Origin of the sequence: Vibrio marinisediminis, assembly GCF_014050145.1 — a bacterium.
In the GTDB taxonomy this organism is placed as follows: domain Bacteria; phylum Pseudomonadota; class Gammaproteobacteria; order Enterobacterales; family Vibrionaceae; genus Vibrio; species Vibrio marinisediminis.
In genome coordinates, this window is sequence record NZ_JACFYF010000001.1 from 288485 (window position 1) to 301220 (window position 12736).

9 protein-coding genes are annotated in these 12736 nt (G+C 45.5%); 1 reads left to right on the forward strand and 8 read right to left on the reverse strand.

Annotated features, from left to right (window positions below; genetic code table 11):
- Window positions 1-63 precede the first annotated feature (63 nt).
- Window positions 64-2097, forward strand: a complete 2034-nt coding sequence (locus H2O73_RS01370; protein ID WP_182105773.1) for a DEAD/DEAH box helicase — start codon at window positions 64-66, stop codon at window positions 2095-2097.
- A 112-nt stretch (window positions 2098-2209) separates the two neighbouring features.
- On the opposite strand, the gene H2O73_RS01375 is transcribed toward H2O73_RS01370, so the two are convergent.
- The 8 genes from H2O73_RS01375 to rbsA all read right to left on the reverse strand — a co-directional run bounded on the left by H2O73_RS01375 (window position 2210) and on the right by rbsA (window position 12724).
- Window positions 2210-4321 (reverse strand): TRAP transporter permease, encoded by a 2112-nt coding sequence (locus H2O73_RS01375; RefSeq protein WP_182105775.1) that lies wholly within the window; start codon window positions 4319-4321, stop codon window positions 2210-2212.
- Between the two features lie 73 nt (window positions 4322-4394).
- Window positions 4395-5399, reverse strand: coding sequence for a TAXI family TRAP transporter solute-binding subunit (locus H2O73_RS01380; protein ID WP_182105777.1), 1005 nt, complete (start codon window positions 5397-5399; stop codon window positions 4395-4397).
- Between the two features lie 323 nt (window positions 5400-5722).
- Window positions 5723-6868 (reverse strand): conjugal transfer protein TraF, encoded by a 1146-nt coding sequence (locus H2O73_RS01385; protein WP_182105779.1) that lies wholly within the window; start codon window positions 6866-6868, stop codon window positions 5723-5725.
- Between the two features lie 301 nt (window positions 6869-7169).
- Window positions 7170-8189 carry a substrate-binding domain-containing protein gene (locus H2O73_RS01390; protein WP_182105781.1) on the reverse strand — a complete coding sequence of 340 codons (1020 nt, stop codon included), beginning with the start codon at window positions 8187-8189 and terminating at the stop codon, window positions 7170-7172.
- A 14-nt stretch (window positions 8190-8203) separates the two neighbouring features.
- Complete coding sequence (gene rbsK / locus H2O73_RS01395; protein WP_182105783.1) at window positions 8204-9121, reverse strand: ribokinase; 918 nt, start codon at window positions 9119-9121, stop codon at window positions 8204-8206.
- A gap of 168 nt (window positions 9122-9289) precedes the next feature.
- Window positions 9290-10168: a ribose ABC transporter substrate-binding protein RbsB gene (gene rbsB, locus H2O73_RS01400; RefSeq protein WP_182105785.1), complete on the reverse strand. Its 879-nt coding sequence runs from the start codon at window positions 10166-10168 to the stop codon at window positions 9290-9292.
- A 70-nt stretch (window positions 10169-10238) separates the two neighbouring features.
- Window positions 10239-11222, reverse strand: a complete 984-nt coding sequence (gene rbsC, locus H2O73_RS01405) for a ribose ABC transporter permease (RefSeq protein ID WP_182105787.1) — start codon at window positions 11220-11222, stop codon at window positions 10239-10241.
- A complete protein-coding gene (gene rbsA / locus H2O73_RS01410) occupies window positions 11219-12724 on the reverse strand; it encodes a ribose ABC transporter ATP-binding protein RbsA (RefSeq protein ID WP_182105789.1) in 1506 nt (501 codons plus the stop codon). The genes rbsC and rbsA overlap by 4 nt, the downstream gene beginning before the upstream one ends.
- Window positions 12725-12736 lie beyond the last annotated feature (12 nt).

The following is a 12736-nucleotide window of genomic DNA, read 5'->3' on the forward strand; positions in this document are numbered from 1 at the left end:
GATTTGTATTGGAATTGGTAGAGCTCGTGGGACCTTTTGTTTTTTTTTGTTAATGGGATCCCAATGACAGATACTGTAATTCAATTTAGTGATTTAGCACTAAATGACGCAATCCTTTCAGCTCTTGATAGCATGGGTTTTGTTTCTCCTACTCCTATCCAAGCAGCAGCAATTCCGCACCTTCTTGCAGGCGCAGATGCTCTAGGTAAAGCTCAAACCGGTACTGGTAAAACAGCGGCATTTTCTCTGCCTCTATTGAACAAACTAGATTTAGCTCAACGTAAGCCTCAAGCGATCGTTCTTGCTCCTACTCGTGAGCTAGCAATCCAAGTAGCTGCTGAGATGAAGAACCTAGGTAAGAACATTTCTGGCCTTAAAGTTCTAGAAATCTACGGTGGTACTTCTATCGTTGATCAAATGCGTGCTCTTAAAAACGGCGCACACGTGATCGTAGGTACTCCTGGTCGTGTTCAAGACCTTATCAACCGTGACCGTCTACACCTAGACGAAGTAAACACGTTCATCCTTGATGAAGCTGATGAAATGTTGAACATGGGCTTTGTTGACGACGTAACTGCAATCATGGAACACGCTCCATCTTCTGCACAACGCGTTCTATTCTCTGCAACTATGCCTCCAATGCTTAAAAACATTGTTGAGCGCTTCCTACGCGAACCAGTAATGGTTGACGTTGCAGGTAAGAACCACACTGTAGATAAAGTAGAGCAACAATTCTGGGTTGTTAAAGGCGTAGAGAAAGACGAAGCAATGTCTCGTCTACTTGAAACTGAAGAAACTGACGCGTCTATCGTATTCGTACGTACTCGCCAAGATACCGAGCGCCTAGCTGACTGGTTGTCTGCTCGTGGCTTTAAAGCTGCTGCACTGCACGGTGATATCCCTCAGTCTCTACGTGAGCGTACTGTTGATCATATCAAAACTGGCGTAATCGACATCCTAGTAGCAACTGACGTTGTTGCTCGTGGTCTTGATGTTCCACGTATTACACACGTATTTAACTACGACATCCCATTCGATGTTGAGTCTTACATCCACCGTATCGGTCGTACCGGTCGTGCTGGACGTAAAGGTAAAGCGATCCTACTAGTTCGCTCTAACCAAATCCGTATGCTACGCACTATCGAGCGCGTAACTAAATCTTCTATGGAAGAAATCCAACTGCCTCTACGTGATGCAGTAGCTGAAGCTCGTCTAGTTAAACTAGGTGCTGAGCTAGAAGCTGAGAAAGAACACAAAGCACTAGAAAAATTTGTAGAGCTAGTTGAAAAACTACAAGAGTCTCTAGAAATTGATGCAAACACACTTGCTGCAATGCTACTTAAACGCCAACAAGGCAAACGTCCATTGTTCTACATTGGCGAAGACCCAATGGTTGAAGCAATTGCACGTGACAAGCAACGTCGTCAAGATCGTCGCGAAGGCGGTCGTGATGGTGGCCGTGACGGCGGTCGTCGTGAAGGTGGTCGTAGCTTCAATACTCAAGATTGGGATACTTACCAATTACAAGTAGGTCGCGAGCAAGGCGTACAAGTTAAAGACATCGTTGGCGCACTAGCAAACGAACTAGGTCTTGTTAAAGGCTCTATCGGTGCTATCAAGCTAGACCAAGGTCAAACTTACGTTCAGCTACCAAAAGCGATGGACTCTGAAACTGCTGGTAAACTAAGCAAACTCCGTATCCGTCAGAAAGAAGTTGGTGCTGTAGTATGTGACTTCAACGATTTCCGTGAGCCTCGTGGTCGCGATGGCGGTGGTCGTCGTGATGGCGGCGGTCGTCGTGATGGTGGTTTCCGTGGTAACCGCGAAGGCGGCAACCGTGAAGGTGGCTTCCGTGGTAACCGTGAAGGCGGTGGCTACCGTGGTAATCGCGAAGGCGGTAACCGTGATGGTGCAGCTCGTCGTGAAGGCGGCAACCGCGATGGCGGCGGCTACCGTGGCAACCGTGAAGGCGGTAACCGCGATGCAGCACCTCGTCGTGAAGGCGAGCGTCGTTTCGACCGCAACCGTGGTGGCGACAACCGTGGTAACTTCCGTGGTGAACGTGGTCACGGTCGTCCAAACCGTAGCGAAGATTAATCTGATTTAATCAGTTAAGAAAGGGAGCATTATGCTCCCTTTTTTTATGCGATAAATACACGATTCAACGCTCTGCTATGCCTCAAGCTAACAAAGCAATAAGTACAAGTCGTTAAGACGCCACCATAACTTGCTCTTTTTGCCGACTGTAAATGAAGGTAACGGCAAACACGACGACTGCTATAAGCCTTACCATTAGCGGCAATTCTGGCCAAACTAAGCAAACTCCAGTGACTAGCATCACGATACGCATTAGCCAATTTAGTGGTCCCTCTAAATACCCTTCTATGGCAGCAATCAGTGCATAAGTTCCAATAATCGCGAAGAAGCCAACCAATAGGATGTGGCTTATATCCCAACTGACCAACCCGGTATAAGCGATCAACAAAGGCACTAAATAGAGCCCTTTGGCAATTTTCCATGCCGTTAGCCCTGTACGCATTGGCGGTGTTTTCGCAATGGTTGCGGCGGCAAATGCTGTTAAACAAACCGGAGGTGTCACATTACTGTCTTGAGAAAGCCAGAATATGATGAGATGTGCCGAGAGCAAAGCCAACGCAACAGCCTCAACCCCTAATGCTTGCTCGAGTAACATACTCATAAAATCAGCTGGCACCAAAGCCACTAACTCATTAGCGGTCTGCTCAAGCATTGGCGCATTAAGTAAAGCTAGCTTATCGGGTGCGGCCAACATAAAGATAGCCTTAGCTTGCTCTGGTAGTTCGCCAGCCATTAGCAACGCTATTAATTGATGCTCTGCGAGCAACTTATACAAAGCAGGTGCAGATAGGGTCCCTAGCACGATATACGCGGCTGTTACTGGTAAGCCCATACCTAATACTAACGATGCCAAGGCAATCAATGCCAGCATTATCAATAATTCGCCACCGGCCCAATTATCAATCATTAGAGAAAAGGTATTGCCAATTCCCGTTGTACTGATCACGTTAACCACCAAACCAATACCAACCAACAATACCGCTGTGGTTGCCATATTTCGTGCACCTTGTGCTAATGCTTCCACAATTGCGGTAAGACCCATCTTGTGTTCTTTCGAGAACCAGCTCGCCACCACTACTGATATTATCGACAAGCCCGCAGCATAAGTTGGAGTGAAGCCTTTTACGAGCAAGAACACCAACACAGCTAAGGGGATCAGGTTGTTCCAACCGGACAACAAAACCTTAGTCAGAGACTGTTCAGAGACTGTAATTTTCTGCACGCCACTGCGTTTTGCTTCAATACGGACAAAAAAGCCGACCGACAAAAAGTAAATTAGCGCAGGCATAAAAGAGACGGCAATGATGTCAACGTAAGGAATCTGCGTATAGGAGGCCATAATGAATGCGCCAGCGCCCATCACAGGTGGCATCAACTGACCACCCGTTGATGCAGCCGCTTCAACACCAGCTGCGAACCTCGCAGGGAACCCCGCTTTGCGCATCAAAGGTATGCTGATCACGCCCGTCGAAACGGTATTTGCAACACTTGAACCAGAAACCGACCCCATCAAGCCACTGCCTATCACCGCAATAAACCCCGGACCACCAATGATCTTGCCTGCTGCTGCGCGAGCAACATTGATGATGTAATCCCCTACTCCCGAACGCACTAAAAAAGCGCCAAAGAGGATAAACATAAACACGAAGCTCCAACTGATACGCGCAATTGGACCAAACATACCTTCCGAGGAGTAAAAGCTTCGATACAGCAATGTCTCTAGGCTTAAGCCAGGAAAATGGAATATCCCCGTCGCCCACTTACCCCACCACACTACGTAACTCAGGCAAATAATAATCAGTGTCGGTATAAACCACCCCATGGTGCGGCGAATCAGCTCAGTCACAATCACAATCGCGAGAATAGCAAAGACCCAATCACTGGTAACAAACTTAACCCCTCGTTGATAAAGCGCATCTTCTGCCAAAGGTAAATAAACCAAACAGGCGATAGCACCTAGTGCTAACAACGCATCAAAGCCAAGCGCCCACTTGCTATGAAGTAGACTGCGGTGAGCTGGGTAGAGCAAAGCACACATCACAGCAAAACCTGCAAAGTGCGTTGCTGAAATCCATAATTCTGAAATCGTTGAGAAAGTATTAAACCAGATATGCAGGAGAGACAGCATCACCCCAAAAACGGTGATCGTCGCGCTGACCCACTTAATATCTTTTCTTGTTGCGAGCTCAAATTGGCTCAATTCTACTACTTGGGCGTCACTCATAATTACTCCATTACAAATGAGGGACGAGATGTCTCAATACCCAAACATGGCATTGAGACATTTCAAGGCGAGGTTATTGAAGGATTAATGAATCTGGTACTTCAATACCCATCTCTTTATAGTATTTAGCTGCACCTGGATGTAACGGTACTGGTAAACCCGCAATCGCTTTTTCTAACGCCATTGCTTTTGTTGCTTTATGAATACCTTGTAGGAATGGCAGATTTTCATAAATTGCTTTGGTAAGTTCGTAGACATCATCATCTGATACGTCATAGCGCACAGCTAGGAAGTTTGGTTGAGCAATGGTGTTGATCGCCGTATCAACCGTTGGGTAAGTCCCCGCTGGGATTTCATATTTCGTCCAAAGATTGTATGAGCCATTCGCTTGTTTAATCTGCTCATCGGTAAATGATAAGATTTGGATTCCATCCCCCAATGCTGCAAATGCTTGTGTTACCGCGCCAACAGGCACGCCAGCAGGCGTATTCATCCCATCAATGGTGCCATTTTGCAGCGCACTCGCACTACCGCCATAGCCCATATGTGCCAAATTGAAGCTATCAGCATCGATGTCTAAACCTTTCATGATCTGACGACCTGAATTTTCTGTACCCGAGTTTTTCTTACCAATCGAGAACTTCTTATCTTTCAAGTTATTTAAATCAGTCACGGTACCGCTGCTCGCCAGATCACTGCGCACAATAAAGTGTTCAACGTTTTGCCACAGCATAGAAACGGATCGAAGATCCTCTTGGCGCTCTTTATAAGGACCCTCACCATTCCATGCCCAAGCGCCATACAGACCTTGTAGGATGGCAAACTGAGCTTCATTCTCGTTAAGCAGTTTGACGTTTTCACCCGATCCTGCCGAACTAATAGCGGATAAAGAGAATTTGTATTTCGGTGTCAGCTTAACCTTACTTAATGTCGCTAAGGCAACGCCAACCGGATAGTAAGTCCCGCCCGTCGATGCGGTTGTTAGAATGTAACTTCTATCCTCAGCAAAAGCTTGGCTCGCAAATCCCATACATGCTGTGGCTAGCGCTAAGCTTTTACCCAACTTTGATAGTTTCATCTGTGACTCTCCATGTTAACCGTAAGCAAGGCGTGTGAATCGCCTACTTCATGAATACCGCTCACATGAGTCACAACAAAAACATCGCTTCATGTGAGCTGGTTTCTCTACCAATTATTTAGTTCCTCACAACCGTTCAGCCGCTCTATCGACCTGAATCTAGTGAGAAAACAAACACTGCTTATAAAGTAAGCGATAAAAATAGGCGAAGGAAGGATCTACATCGCACTTATTAATAACAAAATGTTAACAATCAAGATTTGAGATAAAAAAAGAGTGCCTAGAAAGGCACCCTATTTAGATTTTTCTAACACTTTCAATAATTAGAAAGTAAACGCTAAATTCGCTGAGGCACCAAACTGGTTTTCACCTGCGTAAGAACCCGCTACATCAAAGCTCACAGCGTCAAATGGGCTAATACCAATACCAGCTGTGATTGAATCATCAAGCGTATCTTCTAAGTCCATTTCGTAACCAGCGCGAAGCTGTGCCCAGCCCCATGCATTGGCTTCCATACCAAAACGCACAAAGCGCGTGTCATCATCGATTTCTTTGATACGTTTTTGCTTAGTTAGGTCAAAGTCCATGCTTGCAGTAAAGTACTCACCTACGTAGCCCATGCCAAGCGTAGCTTGTGGGTTAAATTCATAAGTATAACTGCCTCCTAGAGTAGTAATCTCTTGTGAGAACAAGTTCTTCATCGCTAAGCCAGCACGCCACGCATCAGAATGCCATGCCACACCCATGTCCATATTGAATGCAGAATCACTGACTTCGCTCTTGTCGTAATCATCTAGCTCAAAGTTATCAATCTTGTCCACTTGATAGTAAGAAATCAATTCTTGATACTTAGGCGAAATACCAAATGCGATGTCTTGTCCGCCTAAGTTAAAGCTTTTTGACAAAGAAAGACCCACTTCAGTTACACCAAAAGCCGCCATTTCAAATTCAGAATCTTCATATCGTGTTTTTACATCAGCTGGTGTATTGCCCCCATCAGCGGCAATTAGTGTTCTAGCTACCACTTCAGTAAAACCACCTGCAAATAGGTTTACGGCTAGAGTGCGAGTTGGAATAGCCACCGCAAAATTCACTCCCGCTGTTGCCGCAACGGGTACATTATCGTTCAAATCAGACATCAACTTATTTAATGCTGTTGCATCTGTAGCTGTCTCACCACCGGCTATAAATCGGTCATAAAGATCTTGCGCATCATCAATGGTCTGAATTGACTCATCTTTATCGTGCACATTAATCCCAATCGCTGGGATCAAAATACCCACATCGTCATTGTCACGATGAAGCGCACCTAGCGCTGGGTTATGAAAAGGAGCGAGTAAGTAATCCGCAGAGACTACGCCGGTATTACCCATTGCATTGCTGCGTGCATCAGCCACGTGTGAAGCGGCCATCGAAGACATTGAGATTGCGCCAAGAGCACATGCCACTGCTAAAGTTGTTTTTTTCATAATCTATCCATGTTTTATATTTCGCTTTCTCACCACTTTTATAAATCGTGTGAATGAGTGGCGACAATACTAAACTTTTTAACTAGCTATAAAAATGCGCATAGGCGAAACAGTCCTGTGTTTTTAGACAGAATGTGTAGTGAGTCAACACTTGCAAATAAACCGAAGCAATCTATTGAAATATGATGAAGGTGTCAGAGATTTACTCATCATTTAGTACTAGCCAACAACTCGAAGGGGAATGGGTAAAATTTGGCAAGTACAACAAGGTGCAGCCCGCAAGCTGCACATTAAAATGATGTTATTCTTCTATTGTAGTTTTAAGCGTAGCAACGCTATTTCGTTCAACTAGAGTAGGTTCAAGTTGAACGACTTTTGGATCTCGTGTTTCATTTTCTAGCTTGCACAGCAAGGTTTCCACCGCCGCTTGACCAAGACGATATTTAGGCTGATGTATGGTACTCAATGGTGGAGACATATACTTAGCGATATGAATGTCATCGTAGCCGATAATCGAAAAATCATCCGGCACCGAGAGACCTTTCTCGTGAGCGGCATTCATCACCCCCATTGCCATCATATCGTTACATACAAAGATAGCCGTCGGAAGCGTCCCTTTACTGTACATACGATTAAACGCTTCATAACCGCCTTCGCATTCAAAGTTTGACTCTATTATCCAGTTTGGGTGGAACTCCAACCCAGCTTCATTGAGTGCACGCTTATAACCTTCGTAGCGCATTTGAGCTTGGTGACGATTCAATGGTCCCGTAATACAACCAATTTGGGTATGCCCACATTCGATAAGATGCTTTGCTGCCATATAACCCCCTTGCAGTGAGTTATCTTGGATCTTATCGCTGGTAAATAGCATTGGGCCCCAATCCATCACAACCACAGGTACGTCTGGATATTTATCAAAAATTTCGATGCGTTCACCTTCCAATGAAGAACACATCAAAATCATGCCATCAACTCGCTTTTGCAACAGCGTATTGATTGAGCTTTTCATTCGCTGTTGATCACCTTCGGTATTACACAAAATCAGGTTGTAGCCTTTTTGATAACAGCAACGCTCTACGCCTTTTACTACCTCACCGAAGAATGGGTTGGTCGAAGTTGTCATTAGCATGCCAAGAGTCTTGGTTCGATTCATCTTAAGACTACGTGCCAATGCTGAAGGGGTGTAATTTAACTCCTGAGCGGCGCGATTAACCCGCTCAGAAATTTCTTCACTAACGTAACGAGATTGGTTAATAACATGACTTACAGTGGACGTAGATACACCGGCCAATCTGGCAATATCTTTCATGGTTGCCATGCTATCGTGCTCCTTTATTGCTTAGCGATAAATGCTTCAACCTCATCCCGACGTGGAATAGAGGTTTGTGCACCTAAGCGAGTTACACTAATTGCAGCTGCGCCATGTGCAAATTTAATCGCCGATTCTATCGGCATATCTTCTAACAAGCCAGTGACAAATGCACCGTTAAACGTGTCACCTGCTGCTGTTGTATCAACCGCTTCAACTCGGAAGCCAGGGATCAACTCACCACGACCATTTTGGCTTAACCACACACCTTGCGCACCCATGGTAATCATCACAATTTCAATGCCCTTCAGGTGTAGAGCATTGGCTGCAAGTTGCGCTGAACTTTCATCCACCACGGTAATTCCCGTCAACACTTCCGCTTCTGTCTCGTTAGGGGTAATAACATCAACATTGGCAAGCAAGCGTTCTGATAACTCTTGTGCTGGAGCAGGGTTTAGAATTACGCTGGTACCCGCCTCTTTTGCTACCTGCACAGCGCGTTCAATACCCTCTATTGGCGTCTCGAGTTGAGTGAGTAAAAACTTCGCATCACGGATAGCGGATAAATCAGATTCAATTCGTTCGGCAGTTAGGAAATTATTGGCCTCAGCCGAAATACAGATGCTATTTTCACCACTTTCGGCGACTTGAATCATAGCAATCCCCGTTGGGCAATTAGGCTGCATTTTTACGCCCTGAGTATTGATGCCATCGAGCTTAAAGCTTTCGCGAATATTGATGCCAAAAGAGTCATCTCCCACACAAGCGATAAAACCCACATCAGCATTAAGACGAGCAGCTGCTACGGCTTGATTTGCCCCTTTTCCACCAGGAATAACTTGATAATTATGACCATGTAGCGTCTCACCCGGACGCGGAAAAGAAGGCACTTGAAGAACATGGTCAGCGTTAACACTACCTAATACCACTAACTTATTCATACGATTATCCTCGGTTATTCAACAACCAAAATTTATTTCAGGGAAATAGGTTTAAGAAAGAAGTTCCACTAGAAAACTCTTTGTTAAAGCCACTCAACATCAATGAGAAGGTGCACTTCCTGCCGCAGACACTCAGCGACAGGAAGATACGACCAATGACTAAAACGACTACTTAGTAATCACTTTCAGTGGAACAGGGATGCTTGCTTCGACTTGCTCGCCTTTAAGGACTTTTGAAGCAACTTCAACACCAAGCGCACCAATCAACTCTGGTTGTTGAGCAACAGTCGCGCTTAGCATGCCGCGGTTAACAGCTGCAATGCCGTCATCTGTGCCGTCAAAGCCGACAATCATCACGTCTTTACCAGACGCTTGTACAGCACGAAGTGCCCCCAGCGCCATCTCATCATTTTGGGCAAATACCGCTTGAACATCTGGATTTGCAGCAAGTAAGTTTTCCATTACATTTAGACCTTTAGTACGGTCAAAATCTGCTGGTTGGCTAGCCAATAACTCCATATTGCTTCCGTCTACAGACTGCATAAAGCCTTCACCACGCTCACGCGCTGCTGATGTACCCGCAATACCCTCTAGCTGGATAACCTTGGCTTTTTCACCCACTTTTTCCATGATGAATTTACCCGCCATTTCACCACCAGCCACGTTATCTGAGGCAATATGGCTAACCACTTCACCGCGTGACGCGCCTCGGTCAAGTGTTAATACTGGGATGTTCGAACGGTTCGCAATGCGGATTGCATTAGAGACCGCATCCGAATCAGTAGGGTTGATCAAAATCGCTTTTACACCACGAATGGTTAAGTCTTCAACATTAGATAGCTCTTTGCTTGGGTCATTCTGCGAATCCAGCACAATCAACTCGTAGCCTAACTCTTTTGCTTTTGCTTCAGCGCCATCTTTCATGGTAACGAAAAATGGGTTATTCAGCGTCGACAGTACAATAGCCATGGTATCTTGCGCTTGCGCTGAAACTGAAACGGTAGAAGTGAGTAACGCTGCTGAGATTAGGGTAGCTAATTTTTTCATCGTCATAATCCTTTGTATCGAGCGAGCCAAGCAAACTTGGCTCTGTTATTGGTATAAAATTGAAAGTCAGTTACTTATTTTTGTTGTCTACAATTACTGCCAGTAGAATCACCACTGCTTTAGCGATCATCTGGTAGTAAGAAGATACGTCGAGTAGGTTAAGGGCATTGTTAAGGAAGCCGATGATTAGCGCACCTATCAAAGTCCCCATAATGCGCCCTTTACCGCCCATTAAACTGGTGCCACCAAGTACGACTGCGGCAATAGCGTCTAGCTCGTAGCCCATACCTGCCGTCGGTTGTGCTGAAGAAAGACGAGAGGTGATAATGATGCCAGCTAGCGCTGCAAGCAGGCCACAAATGGCATACACACCAATTTTCACACGAGCAACATTGATACCTGAAAGGCGAGCTGCCGATTCATTACCACCCACAGCGTAGACATAACGACCAAAGCGGGTGTGGTTGAGTAAGTACCATGCTGCGGCAAATACAAACACCATTAGCCATACCGGGACAGGAATGCCTAACGTGTAACCTGTGCCAAACCAAGCAAAGGCGTCTGCGGTGTCAGTAAAACCGGTTGAGATTGGGCGACCGTCGGTATAAACCATGGTCACACCACGTAATAAAGTCATTGTCACTAGCGTGGCAATAAAGGCTTGTACCTTACCTTTGGCAATAATAATTCCGCTAATTGCACCTAATGCTGCACCAGCCACTAATGCTGTTGGCACGGCGATCATCACTGGTATTTCAAGCCCAATCATGGTGGCGGCAAAAGCACCACATAGCGCTAATACGGAGCCGACACTTAAGTCGATACCAGCCGTCAAGATAACCATTGTCATCCCGACTGCGATGATGGCATTTACCGACGTTTGGCGAAGAATGTTTAGAATGTTGTCTACGGTAAAAAAGTTAGGGTTTAAAAAAGAGACCACAACAATTAGCAACAACAGAGCAATTAAAGATTTCTGCTCAATTAGCCACTCTTTACTAAACAGCTTTTTGCCACTAGCTTGGGTTGTTTTGCTCATGGTTTCAGTACTCATGCTGCTTCCTCATTGATCTGCTTACCTACCGCACAGGCGAGTAATTTTTCTTGGTCAGCCTCTTTGGCTTCAAACATGCCGCTTACGCGCCCCTCATGCATCACCATGATGCGGTCACTCATTCCCAACACTTCCGGCATTTCAGATGAGACTAAGATGATGCTCATGCCTTCCGCTTTGAATTTATTAATGAGTTGGTAAATTTCTTTTTTCGCCCCCACATCCACACCGCGTGTGGGCTCATCTAAAATCAGCACCTTGGGTTTAGTCATTAAACCTTTAGCAATGGCCACTTTCTGTTGGTTACCACCAGAAAGGTTGCCAATAATCTGTTCGCGAGTTGGGGTTTTAATATTGAATAATTTGATGAAGTCGTCGACAGCGATCACTTCGTCATTGTGCTGAATGCGCCCATTTTTAGAGAGCTTATCCAATGCACATAAAGACATGTTCTCTTTTACTGACAAGCCAAGAACGAGCCCATCACCTTTACGATCTTCTGAAATATAAGCGATACCGTTGGCCAAGCCATCTTGTGGACTGACTGGGTTAATGGTTTTGTTATCTAAGTTGATCACGCCGCGTACGCTTGGTAGCGCACCATAGATAACTTTCATCAGCTCAGTACGCCCAGCCCCCATCAGCCCCGACACACCTAAAATCTCACCGCGCTTAAGGTTAAAACTGACATCATGCACACCTGAACCTGTCAGCCCTATAACCTCTAAACAGGTATCACCATGGCTTACCTCAATGCGAGGGTACTGCTCTTCTAGTTTACGACCCACCATCATTTCGATCAGCCCATCTTCATCAGTGTCTGACACCAAGCATTCACCAATGAACTTGCCATCACGCAGCACGGTAATATCGTCACAAATTTCGAAGATTTCTTTCAAACGGTGGGAAATGTAAACAATGCCGCAGCCTTGTTCACGCAGCTCATTAATCACTTTAAAAAGCGATTCGGTTTCAGTATCTGTTAGAGCATCTGTCGGCTCATCCATAATGATGACTTTAGATTCAAAAGAGAGTGCTTTGGCGATTTCAACCATTTGTTGCTCGCCTAAGCTCAGCTCGCCCAGTAACGTTTTTGAACTATGTTTTACATTCAGACGCTTAAGTAATAAGTCAGCTTCGTGATACATGGTGTTCCATTGCACTCGCCCTAATGGACTGGTGAACTCACGACCTAGGAAAATATTTTCAGCAATGGTTAGCTCAGGGATCAAGTTAAGCTCTTGGTGGATAATACTGATACCCGCTTGCTGAGAATCTCGCGGTCCTTTAAACGAAACTGGCGATCCTTGATAGTGAATTGACCCCGCATCCAGTGCATGGATACCCGTCAACACCTTCATTAAGGTTGATTTACCCGCGCCGTTCTCTCCCAATAGCGCCATAACACGTCCGGGATAAACATTTAAGCTCGCTCGGTCGAGCGCTTTCACTCCCGGGAAGGCTTTTTCAATCTCACTCAGTTGTAGAATTGCTTGAGTCATATTTTGTCCTCA